This window comes from Neptuniibacter marinus (assembly GCF_001597725.1).
Taxonomy (GTDB): Bacteria; Pseudomonadota; Gammaproteobacteria; order Pseudomonadales; family Balneatricaceae; genus Neptuniibacter; species Neptuniibacter marinus.
In genome coordinates this window covers 18,716-40,614 of the sequence record NZ_LUTR01000028.1, presented here as the reverse complement: position 1 = coordinate 40,614, position 21,899 = coordinate 18,716, and the positions used below count along the sequence as shown (strand labels likewise).

Genomic DNA, 21,899 nt, shown 5'->3' with positions numbered 1-21,899 from the left:
TCAATGCGAAGCTTTTGATTCTGATAAATTATTCAATTTCAGTGAAAAAAAGCTTGAGCATTAACAGAGTATCTACATCAGCGTATTTCTGTAGGAGGCCAACCTTTGGCCGAAGCCCTATTAAAGGTTGGCACCTCTTTTACTCGTTGGCTAGGATGCCTTTAGACCTTTTTCTTGCCCATTCGACGAACGATAAAAATTAAGGCTAGAGACACTAAACCAGAGATCGCTAGGTGATCCGGCTCTGTCATAAAATGAACAATACCGCTCATAATGCTGGCGTGTTCTGAGTGCGCTAGTGCAGGTAGTGATGACGTTAATGCAGCAGCGCCGGTTAATGTGCTGATCCCTACTTTTGCAATTTTTTTCATATGTTCTTTTCCCCTTTTTTGAATACGTAAGCCATGTTTAAACAACAGCAACGGCAGGTGGTAAAGTTTTAGCCGTTAGCATGCCTTCGCTAATAATAAATTGGATAATATCATCTAAACCTTTCGCTTGTTTTAGATTAGCAAATACAAATGGACGGTCACCACGCATTCGCTTTGCATCGGTATCCATCACTTCAAGAGATGCACCAACAAGAGGAGCTAAGTCGATTTTATTGATAATAAGTAGATCCGATTTGGTAATACCCGGCCCACCTTTACGTGGGATTTTATCACCTGCTGATACATCAATCACATAGATAGTAAGGTCCGACAGTTCAGGACTAAAGGTAGCGCTTAGGTTATCACCACCGCTTTCGACAAAGACGACATCTAGATCCCCATGACGTTCGATTAGCTGGTCGATTGCGGCGAGGTTCATTGAGGCATCTTCACGTATAGCAGTATGGGGACAACCGCCCGTTTCTACACCGATAATTCTGTCTGCACTAAGCGCTTCATGTTCGGTGAGAAACTTAGCATCTTCTTGGGTGTAAATATCATTAGTGACGACCGCTATATCATAATGATCTTTCATAGCGGCACAGAGTGATCTCAACAGTGCCGTCTTGCCGGATCCGACGGGGCCACCTACGCCAACTCGTAGTGTTTGCTTTGGTTTACTCATCTATTGTTTACCTCTGTTGTCATTCTGTCGTTATTCCGCAGTTATTTTCTGTTTGTATAAATATTAAGAACGAAATAACCGTGAATATTGTTGTTCATGTAAGGCACTCGCGATAGCTAATGCGGGTAAGCCAGCGCCGATCTGTTCTTCTTCTATTGGCGCAGCTATTTTTAAGGCGCGGCTTAGTATAGGTTGCAGATCACCTAATAAGATCTGTGCTTGGGTCTGCCCTAGTGGTACTAGCTTAGTGGCCGCTGCCACTTGGTTTTCTAACCAAGACCATGCAAAACCTAAGGCTGCACTGGCGTAGTTGATCTTCCAATGGGCGGCGGCGATAGCAAATAGCGTTATAAAGCTAACCTCTTCAGGAATGCTGCCTCGGCCATGGGCAAAAGGCTGCTCTATATTTAAGCTATTGAGTAAGCGAACTAAGGCTTCGCCCATTGCGGTATCGGTTAGCCTAAGTTCTTTGCTTTCGCGGCAAGCTAATACCAGATCATTTAAGCGTTTAACCTCGTCCCAATCTTTGCGGTTTGCTGCATCCATCAATAATCTAAGTGCTGGGAGATCTACTTGGGCGACCGCATGCAATAACTGCATCTCCAACCATTCATGGACATCCACCTGTTTACCAAGCCAACCGCAATCAATGGCGTACTCCAAACCTTGAGAAAAGGAGTATCCCCCCACAGGTAAACTCGCACTACTAAGCTGCATTAAACGGAACAGGGCACGATCATTCGTTAAAATGGCCTCTGCGTCCTCAACAGACTTAGTCGTTGGCGTCATAGGCTCTGGCTGCAGCATCGTCGCCTTAGTGATGGGAGTGACCATGACTATAAGCTCCAGATTCAGGAACAAAGATCGCTTCTTCATGCGTAACGACTAAACCTAACTGTACTAGCATCTCCTCTAGTACATGATCGGGCTTAATTCTTAACCAACGCTCACCCACCTCTATTTTTGTATGACGATTCCCTAAGTGGTAACAAGCACGGGAAAATTGGTGCCAATCATCACCTGAGGCTAAGGCAACCGATTCAACAGCGCCCGCCACTTTGATGTAACGTCCGCAGGTGGTTTTTAGATATTCGCCCACCAGCAAAGGTTTGCCGCGCTCAAGAAAAACACGCACCTCTTCACCTTGATCACTGATCAATTTAAGGCGGCCTCGATCACGCTGCTCATGGGTTAGCACTACACGGCTATCCGCTTGATGATGGCAGTGTGTGCCTAAACGTTCATAAACTTCTAACATCTAACGTCTCACTCTTTATTAAATCTCGCGCTTATAAAACAACCTTAAAACAGGGTATATAGCTGTGCTAAAGGCAGCTCTTCTGCCGGTTCACAGGTTAGCATTTCACCATCTGCGCGGACTTCATAGGTTTGTGGATCAACCGTAATATCAGGCATCCAGTCATTGAGTACCATATCGGATTTGCTGATATTTCGTGTGTTCGCGCAGGCAGATAAACGACGCTGCAAGCCTAAGCTCTCGGCAATATTATTATCTAAAGCGGCCTGACTGACGAAAGTTACGCTGGTTTTAGCGGGTGCTGAACCACAAGAACCAAACATAGGACGATAGTGCACAGGTTGTGGAGTCGGAATTGAAGCATTTGGATCCCCCATCGGCGCGGCGGCAATCATACCGCCTTTAATAATCATGGAGGGTTTTACACCAAAGAACGCCGGTTTCCACAACACTAAATCCGCCAACTTGCCCGGTTCGATAGAACCGACTTCATGCGAAATACCGTGGGTAATAGCCGGGTTAATCGTGTATTTAGCGATATAACGTTTGGCTCTAAAATTATCAGTACCTCCGGCTAGATCTTCTGCCAATAAGCCAAACTGCGTTTTCATTTTATGGGCTGTTTGCCAAGTACGGGTGATCACTTCACCAACACGTCCCATCGCTTGGGAGTCGGAGGAGATCATGCTGAAGGCACCTCGGTCGTGGAAGATATCTTCGGCGGCTATGGTTTCTTTACGAATACGGGAATCGGCAAAGGCCACATCTTCAGGGATATTGCTATCTAGATGATGACAAACCATCAACATATCCAAATGCTCATCCACCGTATTTACCGTAAACGGACGTGTAGGGTTAGTGGATGATGGCATCACATTAGGATAGGAACAGGCCCGAATAATATCAGGCGCATGGCCACCGCCCGCTCCTTCTGTGTGGTAGGTATGGATAACACGGCCTTTAAACGCACCTATAGTGTCATCAACAAACCCCGATTCATTCAGCGTATCGGTATGAATCGCTACTTGTACATCGTACTTATCAGCAACGGTTAAACAGTTATCTATTGACGCTGGGGTCGTTCCCCAGTCTTCATGTAGTTTTAAACCACAAACACCGGCCTCAAGTTGCTCTTCTAAAGCCTCAGGTAAACTTGCATTCCCTTTACCTAAAAAGCCTAAGTTCATCGGCATATTGTCGGTTGCTTGTAGCATTTTTCCAATATTCCACGGGCCGGGTGTACAGGTTGTTGCATTAGTGCCGGTTGCTGGCCCTGTACCACCGCCAATCATCGTAGTTACACCCGACATCAAGGCTTCATCGATCTGCTGAGGGCAGATAAAGTGAATATGCGCATCGATACCACCCGCGGTAAGGATAGAACCCTCCCCTGCGATAATTTCGGTTCCGGGACCGATCACTATATCCACATTATCTTGTATATCCGGGTTCCCCGCTTTGCCTACTTTGGCAATGCGCCCCTCTTTAATGCCCACATCCGCTTTAACTACACCCCAATGATCAAGTATGAGTGCATTGGTAATAACCAGATCCATGGCGATATCGTTGGTAAGCTGGCTTTGTCCCATGCCATCACGAATCACTTTACCACCACCAAACTTTACTTCGTCGCCATAGGTGGTGAAGTCTTTCTCAACCTGAATCCAGAGATCTGTATTACCTAAACGAACCTTATCCCCGGTTGTTGGACCAAACATCTGCGCATAACTAGTGCGATCCATTGTTTTTGATGAGGTTTTTGATGAGGCGCCTGAAGATGACTCGTCGAGCTCAAGCGCTCCCATTACATCGCCGCGGAATCCATAGATCGTTTTGCTGCCCGCATACTCAACCAATTCAACTTCACGGCCTTGGCCCGGCTCAAACCTTACCGCAGTACCCGACGCTATGTTCAGGCGATAACCTTTCGTCGCTTCACGATCAAATTCTAATGCGGGGTTAACCTCAAAAAAGTGATAGTGAGAGCCTACCTGTACTGGACGGTCGCCACTGTTTTCAACTCGGATGGTTTGCGTTTTACGGCCAGCATTAAGCGCTATGCTTCCCTCTGCTGCCTGAATCTCGCCTGGAATCATGGTTCTATCCTCTTCGCGCCATCAACATTTAGTTAATTGGGTTATGAACGGTGACTAATTTAGTGCCGTCGGGAAATGTCGCTTCCACTTGTACTTCGTGGATCAATTCCGGTACCCCGTCCATCACCTGCTCAGCTGTTAAAAGGCTTTTACCGTAGCTCATCAATTCCGCAACTGTTTTTCCATCACGTGCGCCCTCTATTATTTCCATACTGATATAGGCCATCGCTTCGGGGTAGTTCAGTTTCAAGCCACGGTTAAGGCGTCGCTCTGCCAGTAATGCTGCCGTAAACACCAGCAACTTATCTTTCTCTCTTGGTAACAGTTCCATTACTCACCTCTTTGGCCAGGTGTAATTAAATTTGGATGCTTCATTACAATTCATTGTTATGTTTTATAGCGGGCTTTTAGGTTGCCCAAATTCTTGGTTCGCACGCCTCCCGTTCGATCAACGCAGGTCGTAATAAACGCCAGCAACGAGTAAACAATAAGCGAGCCTGTTCCGAGCAATCACCTAAATACCTTATCTGCATAAATTCGCCGTTCAAGCTAACCGCAGCCAGTGCAGGCGGTGGGTTATTCGCCGCTTTTACCTTTGTTAATTCAGTACATTGCGTCTGCAAAGCGCTAAGTAGCTCATCGACTTGATTCTCACCTGAAAACGGGCCTGCAATGAGCAAGGCATTTACCGATCGGTTCGCTAAACCTGCACGGCTATGCATAAAATGATGCTGTTCTGGATTAAGTGATAAGGCTTCGCGTACTTTTAAACGTCCCGCTTGGAAGATCTGCAAACGCTGTGCTAATTGGCCATGGTTAAAGGGTTGCTGGCTGGCTTTTAGACCAAAACAGCTAATCTCCCAACCAATAAAGCGACTATTTTCAGCAAGATGAATATCTGTATGCAACTGAGTATGTGCGCCGGGGTAGATGATATTTTCTAAAGGTAACCATTCTAAGCTACTGCCGGATGCTAAACGCAATTGAATATGCTGAGTTTGCAGTGTTTTATCAGCACGGGCTTTATAAACCCGCCCCGCACCGGGAGTAGTGATAAGCCCATGGGCATTAGGTGACATATCTACATTGATACGTAGATCATCACCCGACACCATACCGCCGGGCGGATGAAGAAGGTAAAGATGAGCAAGATCTCTACCTTCTGGATAAAACGCCTTCTGCACATAAAGTGGGCCTTTATGAGCACAGGTTTTAAGAACTGACCCGCGGGTGGTTTTGCTTAACCCAAGGCTAAGTTCGGCTTCCCACTTTGACTCTTTACCTGTGTTAGGTAATCGTTCTGTTATAGGGTTTACCCAATTATTCATCTATATTCGAACCTAATTCCAAGGCTAATGCTTATCTTATACAGCAAGGTACTGTTTTATCAGTTCCTCACTTAAGTTGGCCATCTGGTCACTGGCAACCACACGGCCTTTTTCCATTAAGCGAAACTCTTTGCCTACTCTACGTGCAAATCCTAACTTTTGCTCGACTAAGATAACGGTTAGCCCCTCTTCCTGATTAAGTTTGAGGATAACATCACCTATCTGTTGCACAATATTAGGCTGAATACCTTCATTAGGTTCATCCAAGATCAACACTTTAGGTTCAATCACTAAGGCACGACCTATCGCCAACTGCTGTTGCTGGCCCCCTGATAGATCACCACCGCGGCGATGAAGCATCTCCTTTAATACAGGAAAGAGTTCAAAGATCTTCTCCGGTATTTGTTTCGCTTTATCTTTACGTATAGGTAAGCCAATTCTAAGATTCTCTTCCACTGTTAAGGTTGGGAAAATATCTCGACCTTGAGGCACATAACCTATACCTGCCGGCGCTCTAAACTGAGCGGGTTTTGTATGCAGAGGCTCACCTTCAAGTAGAATTTCACCGTTCTCGACCGGCAGCAAACCCATAAGGCATTTTAACAGCGTCGTTTTACCCACCCCATTACGTCCCATAATACAGGTACAGGAGCCTGGTTTAATATCCAAATCCAAATCCCAAAGGATTTGAGTTCCACCATAACGTTGATTAACTTTTGAGATCTCTATCATGGTGCTTCTCCCAGATAAACTTCAATAACATCAGGGTTATTTTGAACTTGATCCATCGTACCTTCTGCTAGTACAGAGCCTTGATGCAGCACAGTTACAGTACGGGCGATACTGCGCACAAATTCCATATCATGCTCTACCACAATCACGGTACGCTCACCCGCTAATGAGGTAAGTAACTCGGCGGTCCGTTCTGTCTCTTGGGCTGTCATACCTGCTACAGGTTCATCAATTAATAACAATCGAGGCTCAGCAACCAGTAACATACCGATCTCTAACCATTGCTTCTGGCCGTGCGATAAAGCCCCTGCTTGCATAAAGCATTGCTCTTTTAAACCAATCACATTGAGTACTTCATCAATACGATCAATTTCCGTTGGTGTTAATCGAGCAAATAACATAGGGATAACTGATTTTTGCTGTTTGAGCGATAACTCTAAGTTATCAAATACGCTATGGGCCTCAAACACGGTTGGCTTTTGGAACTTACGTCCTATACCCAACTGTGCAATATCGGCCTCATCATGCTGTAAAAGGTTAATGCTCTGGCCAAAATAAACACTGCCGGAATCGGGTGTTGTCTTACCGGTAATCACATCCATCAAGGTTGTTTTACCCGCACCGTTGGCACCAATTAAGCAGCGTAACTCACCATCATTTACATAGAGGTTCAGATCATTTAGTGCTTTAAAACCATCAAAGCTCAGATTAAGCCCTTCAACGTAAAGAATAACGTCATGGGAAACATCAACCGGCTTTTGCTCATCTTTTAAAAATGACCACACTTGGTCTCTACGCATTATTTCGCGTACATCAGTTAATGGACTCATGCATCACCCCCTTTAATTGCAGGTGCGGTATCCACCTTATCATCTGCTGGCCTAGCATCATTATCGCCACCACCAGAACGGCGCTTGTTGACCATCTTTTGGTATAGACCCATTAACCCTTGAGGTAGATAAAGGGTGACAAAGACAAACAGCGCACCTAAAGCAAACAACCAACCATCAGGCATAATGGCGGTAAATTTAGTTTTCGCAAAGTTGACAAGCAGCGCACCAACAATGGCACCAATCAATGTGCCACGACCACCAACAGCAACCCAGATCACCATCTCAATTGAGTTAAGTGGAGAGAACTCACCGGGGTTGATAATCCCCACTTGAGGTACATACAGCGCACCGGCAATACCCGCAATCAATGCAGAGTAAACGAACAACCAGACTTTAAAACGCTCGGTACGGTAACCAATAAAACGTGCTCGACTCTCACCATCACGAATGGCAACAATTACTTTACCCATACGGGATTGTAGAATTTTGTGGCTCACCACTAAGATCACAGCTAAGAGCAGCGCAGTTATGGCGAAAAGCGTGACACGGGTTGTATCTGCTTGCAGATCAAAGCCTAAAATATCTTTAAAGTCGGTTAAGCCATTATTACCCCCAAAACCCATCTCATTACGGAAGAAGGCAAGCAATAACGCATAAGTTAAAGCTTGGGTCATAATGGATAGATAAACACCCGTTACACGGGAACGAAATGCTAACCAACCAAAGACAAAGGCTAAAATACCAGGGACAAGCAAGACCATCAGCATCGCAAACCAGAACTGATCCATCCCCTGCCAGAACCAAGGCAGCTCAGTCCAGTTAAGGAAGACCATAAAGTCAGGCAGCTCTGGATTACCATAAACACCGCGATCACCGATCTGGCGCATAAGGTACATACCCATAGCGTAACCACCTAAAGCAAAGAATGCCCCATGGCCTAAACTTAATATTCCGCAGTAACCCCAAATCACATCAACCGCTAAGGCCAACATGGCATAACATAGGTATTTACCTAATAAAGTGATGGTATAGGTGCTGACATAAAACGCTGAGTCTTCAGGCATCAATAGATTACCCATAGACGCTAACAACGTTAAAATAACTAAGATCGCGACAAATGGCGCAACTTTACTGTCACCATGTAAACGGCTAAAACGCATTAACTGGTTCATTCTGCAGCCCTCCCTTTCTGGGGGAATAAGCCCTTAGGACGTTTTTGGATAAAGAGAATAATAAAGATAAGTACAAAAATACTCGCAAGCACTGCACCGGTAACCGGCTCTAAGAACTTGTTCGCTATCCCTAACGAGAACGCAGCGACAAGGGTGCCCCACAAGTTACCCACCCCGCCAAATACAACGACCATAAACGAATCGATAATGTAGGCTTGTCCTAAGTTAGGACCAACATTGGTCAACTGACTTAAAGCAACACCGGCGATACCGGCTATACCTGAACCTAAGCCAAAAGTCATAGCATCGACCCAATCGGTACGAATACCCATGGCTTTTGCCATATCACGGTTCTGGGACACTGCCCGTACATTAAGTCCTAAGGAGGTTTTACGTAAGATAATCAGCAATAAACCAAAAACCAAAAGCGCAAAGGCCAAAATATATAAGCGGTTCAAGGTTAAGCTCAAAATAGGGTTAATTTCTAATGAACCACTCATCCATTCCGGTGATGCCACTTGACGGTTGAGGGGAGAAAAAACAGTACGGACTAGCTGCTGTAAAATTAAGCTAATACCAAAGGTCGCGAGTAAAGTTTCCAATGGGCGACCATGTAAATGACGAATAACACCACGTTCAATCAGAATACCGACACAACCAGACACAACAAACGCAAGGGGTATCGCAACCCATAGTGAATATTCAATCGCATTTGGCATCATTAACTGCACAACATAAGTCGTGTAGGCACCCAACATGATCATCTCACCATGGGCCATATTGATAACACCCATAACACCAAAGGTGATCGCTAAACCAATTGCAGCTAATAGAAGAACCGAACCTAAACTTAAACCAAAGAAGAGCTGATCAATAAAACCATAAAACTCTATCTTCTCATTAATCTGTTTTAGTGCTTTGGCTGCGGCTACTTTAACTTGTGTATCTGTATCATTTTCAGCAAGTTTTACGAGTTTATTTCTTGCATCACCTTCAAGACTATCGGCCATAATATTTACGGCAATAAGGCGTTCAGCGGGGTCTTTTGAATCTGCTTGATATAAGGCCAGTGCCAAATCAATCATAGCCTGAACATCTTCATCCGCTTCATTTACACGGGCAGCGATTAAGGTAGCGATAGTGTCATCTGACAGATGTGTTAACAGGGTTTGCACCGCTGCTAAGCGCTTATCAGAATCAGGATGAGAGATATGTAAACGTGCGATAGCTTGCTTTAAAAAACCACGAAGCTTGTTGTTTACACGAATTTTTTTGAGCTGGCTCTTACTTACATCGGCCAACTGCTTTTTGCTTAAAACACCTTGCGCTGTTAATTCACCATCAACCGTAGAGATGATGACCACCTCTTTACTGGCTTTAACAAAATACAAATCACCTTCTAGCATGCCTTTAAACATCGGCAGCATATCTAAGCCGCCTAGTATTTCTAGTTGCTTAAGTACAGGCAGCGCTTTACTTAGCTTGACCTCTGTTAAATTTATTAAAAGCCCAGCAACAGAAACTGGCTCTTCAGTTTCTACCATTGTTGCTGAAAGTGGGGGGGAGGAAACTGCCGCGACAGTTGCGGGATCAGCATCGACCTCTATTGGCTCATTTGCATAAACCGATGTTAGGGACGCAGCAACATAGCAGCACAGGGTGGCAAACAGACGTCTCACGTGAATTCTCCTGTATAGACCGCTGAGTCCGATTTATGGGTAAAAAGTAACCGTAGTATCAGCGAATCAGGAATGGAAAGTGGCTACACTTAATCAAAGAGAACCACTTATTAACGTAGTTAAAGCTTATATTTACTTGGCAAACAGGCTTCGTAAAACTTGTGGAGGTATCCGTCACTTTTCATGAACGAGAGACCTCCACTACTTACTACTGGTCGTTTATTTAGAACCAGAACACTCTTTAGTTACGGTGTTGTAGTTACCGCACTTAATAGGGCTAGTCCAATCAGAGATCAGGTCTTTAGAACCTGGTAGGAAATCAGACCATGCATCACCGGCAACAACACCATCAGTTTCCCAAACAACTTCAAGCTGACCATCATCCTGAATTTCACCGATCAGAACCGGTTTGCTCAAGTGGTGATTTTTGTTCATTACAGCCATACCACCGGTAAGGTTAGGGGTTTCCTGACCGATCATCGCCTGCTCTACTGCGTCAACATCTGTTGTGCCCGCTTTAGTAACCGCGTTAGCCCACATGTTGAAACCTATATAGGTTGCTTCCATTGGGTCGTTAGTTACACGTTCTTCACTTGTAAACGCTTTCCACTGTTTAATAAATGCAGCGTTCGCATCATTTTCAACACTCTGGAAATAGTTCCAAGCAGCTAGATGACCCACAAGCGGTGTAGTATCTAGACCTGAAAGCTCTTCCTCACCTACGGAGAAAGCCACGACAGGAATATCTTCAGAAGAGATACCTTGGTTACCTAGCTCTTTATAGAAAGGGACGTTTGCATCACCGTTGATCGTAGAAACCACGGCTGTTTTCTTACCTTCACCACCAAACTTTTTGATATCCGATACAATTGACTGCCAATCAGAATGACCAAAAGGCGTGTAGTTAATCATGATATCTTCAGCCGCTACGCCTTTAGCTTTAAGGTAAGCTTCAAGAATCTTATTGGTTGTACGTGGATAAACATAGTCGGTACCTGCTAGAACCCAACGTTCAACACCAAGGTCATTTGCTAAGTAATCAACCGCAGGAATAGCCTGCTGGTTTGGCGCTGCACCTGTATAAAATACATTTTTAGATGACTCTTCACCTTCATACTGAACAGGATAGAACATCAGTCCGTTTAGCTCTTCTAACACAGGTAGTGCAGATTTACGTGATACAGATGTCCAGCAACCGAAGATTACATCTACTTCTTCTTTTGTTAGTAGTTCACGTGTTTTTTCTGCAAATAGAGGCCAATTAGAGGCAGGGTCAACAACAACGGCTTCTAGCTGTTTTCCTAACAAACCACCCTTTTTGTTTTGCTCTTCAACCATCATTAGGACAGTGTCTTTCAGTGTTGTTTCACTAATAGCCATAGTGCCTGATAGCGAATGTAATACACCTACTTTGATCGTTTCAGCCGCGATAGCGCTAATACTGATCACTGAAGCACCTATTGAAAGTGCAACCCCTGCCGCAATACTTTTAAGTTTCATACCTGCCCTTCCCCTGATTATAAAATTAGCTGCACCAGTCAAACCGCTTTCAATAAAACGGCTTCTTTGTGCGATGCAATAAGGCTATTCCATATAGGTCCGAACAGGTATGAGGTGATTGACGCACACCTATACGTCATTTGACGTATATAGTATGAGAATACGCCGTCAGCCGTGCTTTTTCGCAGCTCAAATTGAAGTTTTATCAATCCTTGCTACGCCTAAGCGCCGATCAGTGCTATAATTGCGAGGTTCCGAAGATCAAAGCGAACGAGTCTTAAAGCTTTAATTACTCTAAAAGACCTGTTGGCACCGTGTTTCAAGCACTTCCTAGCATTTATGCAGGGGCCTTCAGAGAGCTTTAGATAGAGTGAATCCTTCCTTTCACATCGATTCTAGATAACAAACAAATAGAATTAACACTGCGATAGCACTTACTTTCGAACTGCGCGTTCGATTAAGTTTTAATGCAATTCTGTAAATACCATATAGAGAGCAACAAATGAGTTTTGCCGACCTGGGCCTTTCACGCCCAATTTTGGATGCCGTTTCCGCTAAAGGATACGACACCCCATCCCCTATTCAAGCAGCAGCCATTCCTGCCGTCATTCAGGGTAGAGATTTAATGGCTGCCGCACAGACCGGCACAGGAAAAACAGCAGGCTTTACGTTGCCTCTTTTAGAGCGTTTAAGTACTGGCACGCCAGCACAAGGGAATCAGATTAGAGCGTTAATATTAACGCCTACCCGCGAACTGGCTGCGCAAGTTGCTGAAAGTGTAAGTGATTATTCAAAGAATTTACCATTACGCTCTGCCGTTGTGTTTGGTGGCGTAAAGATCAACCCGCAGATCGCTAAACTGCGCGGCGGTGTGGATATTCTTGTTGCGACCCCAGGGCGTTTACTTGATCTATACAACCAACGCATTATTAAGTTTTCTCAGTTGGAAGTTCTTGTGCTTGATGAAGCCGACCGTATGTTAGATATGGGCTTTATTCACGATATTAAAAAGATCTTAGCGGTCCTACCGAAGCAGCGCCAAAATCTTCTTTTTTCCGCAACCTTTTCTGCAGAAATACGAAAGTTAGCAAAAGGGTTAGTTAATGATCCTGTAGAGATTTCCATAACACCGGTCAACTCTACCGCAACCACCGTTAAGCAATGGATAACTCCCGTTGATAAAAACAAGAAAGCACCCGCACTTATTGAGCTGATTACAGCTAATGACTGGGAACAAGTGCTTGTTTTCTCACGTACTAAACATGGTGCAAACCGCCTAGCTAAGCAGTTAGATGCAGCCAAGATTACTGCAGCGGCGATTCATGGCAATAAAAGCCAAGGCGCACGCACAAAGGCCTTATCTGAATTTAAAAGCGGTGCAATTAAGGTATTAGTCGCTACAGATATTGCCGCACGCGGCTTAGATATTGACCAACTACCCCATGTAGTGAACTTTGATCTACCGAATGTGCCTGAAGATTATGTCCATCGTATTGGCCGTACTGGCCGCGCCGGTGCATCAGGTGAAGCGGTATCTTTAGTTTGCGCTGATGAATTTGAACACTTGGCAGCAGTCGAACACTTGATTGGTAAAATTCTTGAGCGTAAGGAACTAAATGGTTTCTCACCAGTACATCCGCTACCTGAATCCGATTTAAGTAAGAAACCAAGCAAAAGAAAGCCAAGCCAGAAACGCGGTGGCAGTGGACATAAAGATGGACAGCGTTCAGCAGATAATGCACGCGGCCATAAACCACAAGGTAAAAATAAATCCCACCGTTCAGGTAATGGAAGCAGCAGTTCACGATCAAGAACAGCAAAGGGTACGAATTCAGGTTCGCAAAGTAGTGGAAATAACGTGGCGTCTCAAGGGCAACACCAAGGGATATCTAATAGTAGAGCCTCCACTAGTAGACCAACAACGAACGGCGCTTCGGTAACAACTCGGCCAACACGCCGTGTTAGGAAAAGGCCAACACCTAAGCCTAGCCATTAAGCAACCCAACCGTTGAATTTTGCAATCCGCTCTGTTCGGCCTAAATCTGGTGTAATAGACCTTATTTAGGCCTCTAAGCTAAAGATTAAACACTCAACCGCGTTTCACTGATCAACTCATAGAATTGTGCGGCTGGAAGTGGTTTAGAATAAAGATAACCTTGGAAACGATGGCACCCAAGCTCTATTAAGGTATCCCTCTCTTCTACAGTTTCAACTCCTTCAGCAACCACTGCCAATCCGAGCCTATCCGCTGTGGCGATAATAACTTCTACAATGGCCGCTTCTTCTGAAGATGGGCGTAGGTTTGTTACAAAAGATCGATCAATTTTAAGTATATCTAAAGGCATATAACGTAAATACTTAAGTGACGAGTAGCCTGTCCCAAAATCATCAATGGCAAAAGAAATCCCTCGTTGCTTTAAAATTCTCATTTTATTACTAGCGATATCAAAGTTATTTAGCAGCATATTTTCGGTAATTTCTAATTCAATCAGCTCACCTGGTATTTGATAATCAGTTAAAAGCTTTAAAACTCGGCCAACAAAATCAACCTGCATAAATTGTAACGGACTAATATTGATCGCTAAACGTCGACAGCCCTCGGGGAAGCCTCTCTCTCTCCACTGCGCAAGTTGGTTAAAGCTTTCATTTAACACCCATTGTCCCATTTCAATAATTTGGCCACTTTCTTCCGCAATTTGAATAAAGTCATCTGGGCTAATAACCCCTTTTTCAGGATGCATCCAACGGAGTAAAACCTCTGCACCAAACACGGAACCGTCCGACTTCACTTGAGGTTGGAACCAGAGTTGAAATTCCCCTTTATCTAATGCTTTATGTAACCCTTTCTCAATCAGTAAGCGTTCTTGCGCAGAGGACTGCACCTCTGGATCATAGAACTGAAAGCCATTTTTCCCCATCGCTTTTGTGCGATAGAGCGCAATATCCGCATGTCGGAGGATATCGATAGCACTTAGCTCTTTTTCAGGAAAGACCGCAATACCTATACTTATAGTGCAATAAAGAGTGTGCCCTTCTATCTCAAAAGGGGCAGCAATAGCATCAATTATTTTTTTAGAAATGTGTACAGCCACTTCCGCACTGGAAACAACAGTAGGACCTATTTCAGGTAGTAATATAACAAATTCATCTCCCCCAAAACGCGCGCATGTTGTTCCTACTGGAGCAATCGCCGTTAACCTTTGCGAAACAGCACAGAGTAATTTATCACCGATACTATGGCCCAATGAATCATTAATGGTTTTAAAACGATCTAAATCCATATAAAGCACAGCACCGTGAATATCATGCACTTGATGATGGGTAATAACAGAGGACAATCTATCCGTAAACAATCTACGATTGGCTAACCCCGTTAAGGTATCAAAAAAGGCGAGTTCAAAGATCTGCTTTTCTGACTCTTTTCGTGCGCTAATATCTCGTGCGGAAATAAGAATATAATCTTTATCGTTTTGCTTAATTCTTATTCCTCTTGCCTCAATAGGAAACACCTTTTTATGCATATCTATTTGAATATCTTCGAAAGTGCAAACGTGTTTTTCATCTATTGATAAAAAAAGATCTACTAAATCATTTTCTGAATAATTTTGGCTATAAACGGAAAGCTTACTACCCAAAATATGTTCTTTATCACTTTTCAGCGTTTCAACAGCTTGATGATTTAAATCTATTATTGTGCCATCTGGAGCGCAGAGAAACATTGCATCCCCAGCATTTTCCATTAATGTTCGTGAAAAGTTTTTGCTTTTAGAAAGTTTTGAAATGGTATTATTTAAACGATCGGTCACCTGTCGTCGCTCATCCCAAAGCTTAGAAAAACTCGCTACAAGATCCCCTATTTCATCACGTCCTTTATAAGGTAAAGGCAGGTTATTATGGGTATTTAATTGATCAACCCACTTAACAATATCTAATATAGGACGCGATAAGTAACGATAGAAAAAGAATAAAAACACGCAAGCTAACAACACGTTGTACAGCAAACCAAATACCAAACCGATAAAAGCCCGTAACGCAAAATTATGCGTAATGTAGGTGGAATCCAACTCTATAATAAGTTTTGCAGCCCCCGTTTGGGAGTTATCAATCTTTAAAATCGATTCGTAATGGGTATTAAACTGAAAGAAATAGTTCCCTAGCTTATAAAAAAAGGTGTTAGGCGAGGAAATTTCTTGTTTATCATGTGATAACGGATCCCCAAAGTCATCGACAAGCGTTGCTTCAGATATTTCTGGGTGAGAAATTAATGTCGCGGTAATTTCACTTGCCTTTACATAGTTCAAATTATAAATCGCACGCTCTGCTGTCTTTTTATGCAGGGCAATAACGCGTTCGATTCCAGCAAGATAACTTATCTTTTCCTGTCTAAGATCAAGAAATATTTGGATACTTGTAGAGAGTAGTCCTAAAACCAAGGAGATCAGTAACACTGTCCGAGCTTGTTTAAATGCAATCCTGTGTCTAAATTCAAACCCCATTCTCATACCCTGTTAATAATTGGTGATCAAATTTGATGACAAGTATTTTTCATATATAGCCTGATACGTACCATTTTTTTTAATAACCTTTAGTCCCTTATTAAACTGATGAACTAAGTACTCTGTATTATGATTTTTTTTACTGAAGCAGAGGTGAAAAAGGGTCGCTTCTCGATCAACAAAGTGCTTTATTTTTATCTGGTCTTGCACACCTAACTTCTTTGCGACAAATAATGTTGCTGCATCCCCGTTATAGAAAACATCAACCCCTCGGTTTAAAACGGCATTAATTCCACTACTAATGCTCGGTGTGGTCGTATGTTCTATCCCTGAGTCAGTCAGCTCCTTTTCAATTCCCCAGCCATCAACAACCGTTACCTCAAATTTATTAAGGTCTGAAAATTTCACCAATGCGCTAGCGTCACTTGCAGAAGCCATTACTGCAACTTGATTAGCAACACTTATTGGATCGCTATACTTGATATACGCTGACCTATCAGGGCGTTTTGAACAGGTTATACTGGCCAAAATGTAGCCATGCTGTATATTTTTTAAGATTCGTTTCCAGGGCGCTGTTTTAAAATGGATATTGATACCTACAGCTAAGAATGCCGCTCGAACTACATCCACATCAACCCCTTCAAAGGCTCCATCTGAACGAATGATAGAATAAGGAGGGTAGTTAACAGTATAAAGCGTTATTGGTTCTACCTGCTGCTCTGCAGACTGAGCCGCTGGAATAAATAAGAACAAAATTAAAGCAGCAAAAGAATAAAATTCACTTTTAAAACAACGCATAACAACTCCCCTCTATCTGTTGGTATGTACCAACAGTCCCCACTATAATCCATCATAAACCTTATCTTAAAAATTGTTAGTCTCTGTTTTATGAACTTAACGACTATTTTCCCGAAAGAAAGAAAAGACTTTAGTCTTAGTTAAATTGTCTTACTTACATATAAATACAGGTGTTTATTTCATTGATTAAACATAGGTTAACAAGAAATATTAGCCGTCGAAAAGTGATACATGAAGGATGATAAATAATAGGAAATAGACGATTTTTTACGTGAACACGGGCATTATATCAATCTAAAGTATAGCGACTTTAAAAGAAATAAGAGCATTCAAATCCGCTTTCTGTCACTCGAAATAGTCTATACAAGCATATGAGTTATATACAGATATTCTTTATTCAGTGGCCAACACTCTCAAGGCAACTCCCGCAGCAGCGGTTCTATTCTCTACCCCTAATTTAGGGAATATCTGCTCAAGATGTTTATTCACTGTTCTAGGGCTCATCTCAAGAATTTCAGCAATCTCACGGTTCGTTTTACCATTGGCTATCCAATGCAGTACTTCTGATTCTCTTTCCGTAATGGATAACTTACTTTTTAACAGCGTTGAACCTGTAGGCCGATTTCCATCAATCAGCCTAACCAATATCTGATTGTTGTTTTGGTATGCGACGAGTTTAAGCTCTAAAGGATAACTAAGGTTTTTTACCTTTAAAGTTTGATTTTGAGCAAGTTTAGGCTGCTCAAGCCAACGCTGAATTTGCGGCACCAGCGCTTTAGCTTGACCCAACGAACCAATGCCCGCTTTTGCCAACAGAGCATGGGCTTGCGGTGTCCCCCATAACATCACCCCTTGTGTATCCACTGTTACTAAGTGCTGACCACTACTATCAAGTGCTGATTCGACACTGACCGCCTGACGCGCATTAGCCAAATGAACCCGCATGCGAGCTAATAACTCACTTGGGTTAATAGGTTTTGTAAGGTAATCAACACCTCCCGCCTCTAGCCCTCGAACAACATCACAGGTATCTGTTAAACCTGTCATAAAAATCACGGGGATTGACGCTAGTGAAGGGTCCGCTTTAAGCGCTAAGCAGGTTTCAAAACCATCCATATTAGGCATAATCGCATCTAATAAGATAATATCAGGCCGTATCCTTTTTGCGATCGTCAGTGCTTGGCGTCCCTCTAGAGCAACCAACACATCCATACCCGCGTGCTCTAAAGCATCATTAATAAGGCTCAATGCGTCAGGTGAATCATCAACCACCAGCACGATCTCTTTCCCTAGAGCGGTATTCATAACGTATATGCCTCGATATGTTGTGCAAGTTTTTCAAATTGAAATGCTTGGGATAAACCTTGTAAATGCCCAAATGCTTCAGCGTTCAAAATACCCTCTTCATCAATCTGCTGTAATATATTATTAACACCTTTTTGATAACCCATTTCAGCATAGGCTTTAAGCTCTAACAACAGACTGTGCTTAGGAAGATTTTTAACTGGGGGCCTTGCCGCTAAATCTGTCCGATTCTTCAAGTTATCAAGTGGAGTTCCAGCATCAACCTCCGAATTAATTTGCAAGCTACTTGGAACAACAACGTTTAAAGTTTCAGTACGGTACACCCAATCTAAATCAAGGTGCTGAGCAAGCTTATCCAACAAGAGATGGTTACTCACCGGTTTAACCAAGTAATCATCATAAACCAACTTATAATCTTCCTGTTGATTATACTCCTGCGCATCGGCCGAAAGCATCACAATCGGCTCTCTATACCTTTCCTCTCTAAGCTGACTTGCTAGCTCTAGGCCACTCATGCCGGGCATAGATATATCCAGTAGAAAAAGGTCTGGCCTCACCTCTTTAACCAATTGGAGACAGCTATAGGCATCATGGGCTTCCACCGTATTAAACCCCAGCGGAACTAACAGGTCTGACAATAAGCCGCGTAAAACCGGATCGTCATCAACCAAACAGATCGTGCGTTGGAATCCTTCATAGCCCATAGCTTTACGTAATTTAGGCTCATCCTCATGCACACTATCAACCCAAGGTAATAATAGGCTAACTTTAAATTCAGAGCCTTTGTTAAGCTGACTATCCACCTGAAGATCTCCGCCCATAATTTCAGCCAACAATTTTACAATGGTTAACCCCAACCCCGTTCCTGGAAGGCTTGCCGTATCTCTATTGCGGACCCTTTCAAAAGGATCGAAAATACGCTGCAAGTGATCTTCATCTATTCCTGGACCTGTATCACGGATACAGAATTCTGCTACTTGGTTGCGGTAGTTTATTTCAAAATCGATATTACCTTGGGGTGTGTATTTAATCGCATTTGAGAGGAGATTAATTAAGATCTGTCGTAACCGCTTTTCATCGGTAATAACGACATCAGGTAAAGGATTATTAATTCGGCAGGTAAATTTCAGATGCTTTTGTTCCGCTTGTACGCCAAACATTTGCGCCAATTGATCGATAAGTTCAGGTAGTTTCACTTGATTACGGTATAGATCCAATCGGCCCGCTTCTATCTTTGATATATCAAGTAAACCTTCAATTAAATCAGTCAAATACTGCCCACTACGATGAATAATCTTTAAGCCGCGTTTATGTTCGTCTGCAATGCTTTCTTTCTCTCCCAGTAACTGCGCATAACCTAAAATTGATTGCAAAGGAGTACGAAGTTCATGACTGATACCTGTTAGATAACGACTTTTGGCAGCATTTGCTCGCTCAGCATGTTCTTTAGCCTGCTGTAGCTCTTTATCCGTCTGCTCATGGGCATCGATCTCACGGGTAAGCTTTAAACTTTGCCGGTTAGACTCTTTTTGTGCTGTGACTCTACTTTCGTGTGCAAGCAAAAATACCCAAGTCGCAACGCCTGAGGCGATAAACAGCGTAATAAACAACGAAATAAAGGTTTTCTCAAGTAACAAAATTTCCGCGGCATTGGCGGGCTTCATCTGAATATAGATTAGCAACAGCAATCCGCCCAAAACGAGGTTCACACTAAACACCCAAGTGATAAACCGCCCTAATCTAGAGTAGATCGAGCGTACTGCCATACGGGGAAGATAACGGTATAAATTTTTTAATACACTTTGTGAAAAACCTGTTTTTGGCTTACAGCCATCTAAACAACGCACATCCAATGAGCAACATAATGAGCAGATCGGCTGCTCATAAGCGGGGCAATAAGCCATATCCTCCAATTCAAATTTGTTCTCACAAATACCGCAGGTCAATGTTGTTAATGCTGCCGGATGTATACGCTTTTCTTTGCTCAAGAAATGGCTCAGATTGCTTGATTCTCTAGCGATGTAATAACGTCCCTTGGTCAGCCATGCGATCAACGGCACACAGATAAAGCAGGAGAGCAAAGTAACAAAATGACATAAAGGCTTAGCCAGCTCCCCTAGCAAGCCCAAGTAGGCAAGCATACCCAATATGGTTGAAATCAGCATAGAGCCGATGCCTACAGGGTTAATGTCATATAGGTGAGCACGTTTAAACTCAATATTTTTAGGGCTTAAACCTAAAGGTTTATTAATTAACAGATCCGCTGATAGTGACCCCAACCAGCCCAGCGCAAGGATAGCAAAGGTACCTAAAATCGCTTCTAAGGCTTGGTATATACCCAGCTCCATCAATAGCAAGGCGATAGAGACATTAAAGACCAACCACACTACTCGGCCAGGGTGACTATGGGTTAAACGGGAAAAGAAGTTTGACCAGGCGATAGACCCTGCATATGCATTAGTCACATTAATCTTCATTTGACACAGAATCACCATCACCGCCGCAAGAATCAATGATATAACCGGTGATTCCGTCAATGTTAGAAACACTTGCTGATAGAGATAGGTAGGATCTGTAGCTTGCTCAAATGGCATTAGCTGAGTAAAGGCTAAATAAGCTAAAAATGAGCCTAATAACATTTTTATAAACCCAACCCAGACCCAACCAGGGCCAGAGAGCACTAACCAAAACCACCATTGTTTTCGATTTTCTTGGGTTTTAGGGGGCATAAAACGTAGGTAATCGGCTTGTTCACCTATTTGCGCAACTAAGGCAATAAAAATAGATACAGCAGATCCAAACAACACTAAGTTAAAACTATCTCCTTGGGGCGCTTGCGGTGCTACAAATTCAGTCCAACCCTTTAAACTATCGTATTCGTAGATCAACACCACGGCCAAAGCTGAGCATTGTAAGAGCAGCCATATATATTGAGTGCCTACCTGAAATTTACTGATTGCAGTAATACCGTGGGTCACAATAGGGATAACAGCAACCGCACAGATAACATAGCCAATAAATAACGGAATCCCGAGCAAAACATTTAAAGCGGAGGCGAGAATAGCGGCTTCAATGGCAAAGAAAATAAAGGTAAAGGAGGCATAGATCAGCGAGGTAATAGTCGACCCCAAATAACCAAAGCCAGCGCCACGGGTAAGTAGATCTATATCTAATCCATGTTTCGCACAGTAATAAGCAATAGGAAAGCCGGTGACAAACAGAACCAAACAAACAGCCAACATGGCCGTGATGGTATTAGTGAAGCCATAGCTAAGCGTAACCGCCGCCGCTAAACCTTCGAGAGCCAAAAACGAAGCAGCACCAAGAGCTGTCATCCCCACCTTGGAAATACTCATATGACGACCACCCACCGCAGTAAAACGCAGCGCATAGTCCTCTAATGTTTGGTTTGCTACCCATTTATTGTAATGTCGCCGCTCTTTTAAAATGCGCTGCGAAGCACTCATACTCACCCACCACTAGAAAATGCCCACAGAAAATCGCACCACCAAAGAGCATTAGCGCACAAAAACAATGCATCAATAAATAACATCATCAAGATCAAGCAAACCTAAGTTGTTTGTATAGTTACCTGTATAGGTACTTATATAGTTGCTTGTATATACGCCAGACCCTTTATATAGCG

17 protein-coding genes are annotated in these 21,899 nt (G+C 43.3%); 1 reads left to right on the top strand and 16 read right to left on the bottom strand.

Annotated features, from left to right (window positions below):
- Positions 1-161: 161 nt before the first annotated feature.
- The 12 genes from A3774_RS14655 to urtA all read right to left on the bottom strand — a co-directional run bounded on the left by A3774_RS14655 (position 162) and on the right by urtA (position 11,654).
- Entirely contained in the window at positions 162-371 is a 210-nt protein-coding gene (locus tag A3774_RS14655) for a hypothetical protein (protein ID WP_067869247.1), read from the bottom strand.
- Positions 372-408: 37 nt separating this feature from the next.
- Positions 409-1,056, bottom strand: a complete 648-nt coding sequence (gene ureG, locus A3774_RS14650) for an urease accessory protein UreG (RefSeq protein ID WP_067869244.1) — start codon at positions 1,054-1,056, stop codon at positions 409-411.
- Positions 1,057-1,119: 63 nt separating this feature from the next.
- On the bottom strand, positions 1,120-1,845 hold the full coding sequence (locus A3774_RS14645) for an urease accessory protein UreF (RefSeq protein WP_156473724.1): 726 nt from the start codon (positions 1,843-1,845) through the stop codon (positions 1,120-1,122).
- 25 nt (positions 1,846-1,870) lie between these two features.
- Positions 1,871-2,314: an urease accessory protein UreE gene (locus A3774_RS14640; RefSeq protein ID WP_067869241.1), complete on the bottom strand. Its 444-nt coding sequence runs from the start codon at positions 2,312-2,314 to the stop codon at positions 1,871-1,873.
- 44 nt (positions 2,315-2,358) lie between these two features.
- Positions 2,359-4,410: an urease subunit alpha gene (gene ureC / locus A3774_RS14635; protein ID WP_075107989.1), complete on the bottom strand. Its 2,052-nt coding sequence runs from the start codon at positions 4,408-4,410 to the stop codon at positions 2,359-2,361.
- 28 nt (positions 4,411-4,438) lie between these two features.
- A complete protein-coding gene (locus tag A3774_RS14630) occupies positions 4,439-4,741 on the bottom strand; it encodes an urease subunit gamma (protein WP_067869238.1) in 303 nt (100 codons plus the stop codon).
- A gap of 76 nt (positions 4,742-4,817) precedes the next feature.
- Positions 4,818-5,738, bottom strand: coding sequence for an urease accessory protein UreD (locus A3774_RS14625; RefSeq protein WP_067869235.1), 921 nt, complete (start codon positions 5,736-5,738; stop codon positions 4,818-4,820).
- Positions 5,739-5,774: 36 nt separating this feature from the next.
- Complete coding sequence (gene urtE, locus A3774_RS14620; RefSeq protein WP_067869232.1) at positions 5,775-6,470, bottom strand: urea ABC transporter ATP-binding subunit UrtE; 696 nt, start codon at positions 6,468-6,470, stop codon at positions 5,775-5,777.
- The gene (urtD, locus tag A3774_RS14615) at positions 6,467-7,300 is read right to left on the bottom strand and encodes an urea ABC transporter ATP-binding protein UrtD (RefSeq protein ID WP_067869229.1); all 834 of its coding nucleotides are present in this window, start codon (positions 7,298-7,300) and stop codon (positions 6,467-6,469) included. The genes urtE and urtD overlap by 4 nt, the downstream gene beginning before the upstream one ends.
- The gene (urtC, locus tag A3774_RS14610) at positions 7,297-8,475 is read right to left on the bottom strand and encodes an urea ABC transporter permease subunit UrtC (RefSeq protein WP_067869226.1); all 1,179 of its coding nucleotides are present in this window, start codon (positions 8,473-8,475) and stop codon (positions 7,297-7,299) included. The genes urtD and urtC overlap by 4 nt, the downstream gene beginning before the upstream one ends.
- Positions 8,472-10,019: an urea ABC transporter permease subunit UrtB gene (gene urtB / locus A3774_RS14605; RefSeq protein WP_067869250.1), complete on the bottom strand. Its 1,548-nt coding sequence runs from the start codon at positions 10,017-10,019 to the stop codon at positions 8,472-8,474. Before urtB ends, urtC begins: the two co-directional genes overlap by 4 nt.
- 354 nt (positions 10,020-10,373) lie before the next feature.
- On the bottom strand, positions 10,374-11,654 hold the full coding sequence (gene urtA / locus A3774_RS14600; RefSeq protein WP_067869220.1) for an urea ABC transporter substrate-binding protein: 1,281 nt from the start codon (positions 11,652-11,654) through the stop codon (positions 10,374-10,376).
- A gap of 502 nt (positions 11,655-12,156) precedes the next feature.
- On the opposite strand from urtA, the gene A3774_RS14595 reads away from it, so the two are divergent.
- Positions 12,157-13,650, top strand: coding sequence for a DEAD/DEAH box helicase (locus A3774_RS14595; RefSeq protein ID WP_082792458.1), 1,494 nt, complete (start codon positions 12,157-12,159; stop codon positions 13,648-13,650).
- An 85-nt stretch (positions 13,651-13,735) separates the two neighbouring features.
- Here A3774_RS14595 and A3774_RS14590 read toward each other — a convergent pair whose 3' ends face one another.
- The 4 genes from A3774_RS14590 to A3774_RS14575 all read right to left on the bottom strand — a co-directional run bounded on the left by A3774_RS14590 (position 13,736) and on the right by A3774_RS14575 (position 21,720).
- On the bottom strand, positions 13,736-16,150 hold the full coding sequence (locus A3774_RS14590; protein WP_067869216.1) for an EAL domain-containing protein: 2,415 nt from the start codon (positions 16,148-16,150) through the stop codon (positions 13,736-13,738).
- Positions 16,151-16,162: 12 nt separating this feature from the next.
- Complete coding sequence (locus tag A3774_RS14585) at positions 16,163-16,948, bottom strand: substrate-binding periplasmic protein (protein WP_067869213.1); 786 nt, start codon at positions 16,946-16,948, stop codon at positions 16,163-16,165.
- Positions 16,949-17,341: 393 nt separating this feature from the next.
- Positions 17,342-18,253 (bottom strand): response regulator transcription factor, encoded by a 912-nt coding sequence (locus A3774_RS14580; protein WP_067869210.1) that lies wholly within the window; start codon positions 18,251-18,253, stop codon positions 17,342-17,344.
- The gene (locus A3774_RS14575; RefSeq protein ID WP_067869207.1) at positions 18,250-21,720 is read right to left on the bottom strand and encodes a hybrid sensor histidine kinase/response regulator; all 3,471 of its coding nucleotides are present in this window, start codon (positions 21,718-21,720) and stop codon (positions 18,250-18,252) included. The genes A3774_RS14580 and A3774_RS14575 overlap by 4 nt, the downstream gene beginning before the upstream one ends.
- Positions 21,721-21,899: the final 179 nt, after the last annotated feature.

What these genes read in the sequence shown, in the direction of transcription:
- A3774_RS14655 (WP_067869247.1), bottom strand. Translation starts at nt 371, where the DNA reads ATGAAAAAAATTGCAAAAGTAGGGATCAGCACATTAACCGGCGCTGCT.
- ureG (WP_067869244.1), bottom strand. Translation starts at nt 1,056, where the DNA reads ATGAGTAAACCAAAGCAAACACTACGAGTTGGCGTAGGTGGCCCCGTC.
- A3774_RS14645 (WP_156473724.1), bottom strand. Translation starts at nt 1,845, where the DNA reads ATGACGCCAACGACTAAGTCTGTTGAGGACGCAGAGGCCATTTTAACG.
- A3774_RS14640 (WP_067869241.1), bottom strand. Translation starts at nt 2,314, where the DNA reads ATGTTAGAAGTTTATGAACGTTTAGGCACACACTGCCATCATCAAGCG.
- ureC (WP_075107989.1), bottom strand. Translation starts at nt 4,410, where the DNA reads ATGATTCCAGGCGAGATTCAGGCAGCAGAGGGAAGCATAGCGCTTAAT.
- A3774_RS14630 (WP_067869238.1), bottom strand. Translation starts at nt 4,741, where the DNA reads ATGGAACTGTTACCAAGAGAGAAAGATAAGTTGCTGGTGTTTACGGCA.
- A3774_RS14625 (WP_067869235.1), bottom strand. Translation starts at nt 5,738, where the DNA reads ATGAATAATTGGGTAAACCCTATAACAGAACGATTACCTAACACAGGT.
- urtE (WP_067869232.1), bottom strand. Translation starts at nt 6,470, where the DNA reads ATGATAGAGATCTCAAAAGTTAATCAACGTTATGGTGGAACTCAAATC.
- urtD (WP_067869229.1), bottom strand. Translation starts at nt 7,300, where the DNA reads ATGAGTCCATTAACTGATGTACGCGAAATAATGCGTAGAGACCAAGTG.
- urtC (WP_067869226.1), bottom strand. Translation starts at nt 8,475, where the DNA reads ATGAACCAGTTAATGCGTTTTAGCCGTTTACATGGTGACAGTAAAGTT.
- urtB (WP_067869250.1), bottom strand. Translation starts at nt 10,019, where the DNA reads ATGGTAGAAACTGAAGAGCCAGTTTCTGTTGCTGGGCTTTTAATAAAT.
- urtA (WP_067869220.1), bottom strand. Translation starts at nt 11,654, where the DNA reads ATGAAACTTAAAAGTATTGCGGCAGGGGTTGCACTTTCAATAGGTGCT.
- A3774_RS14595 (WP_082792458.1), top strand. Translation starts at nt 12,157, where the DNA reads ATGAGTTTTGCCGACCTGGGCCTTTCACGCCCAATTTTGGATGCCGTT.
- A3774_RS14590 (WP_067869216.1), bottom strand. Translation starts at nt 16,150, where the DNA reads ATGGGGTTTGAATTTAGACACAGGATTGCATTTAAACAAGCTCGGACA.
- A3774_RS14585 (WP_067869213.1), bottom strand. Translation starts at nt 16,948, where the DNA reads ATGCGTTGTTTTAAAAGTGAATTTTATTCTTTTGCTGCTTTAATTTTG.
- A3774_RS14580 (WP_067869210.1), bottom strand. Translation starts at nt 18,253, where the DNA reads ATGAATACCGCTCTAGGGAAAGAGATCGTGCTGGTGGTTGATGATTCA.
- A3774_RS14575 (WP_067869207.1), bottom strand. Translation starts at nt 21,720, where the DNA reads ATGAGTGCTTCGCAGCGCATTTTAAAAGAGCGGCGACATTACAATAAA.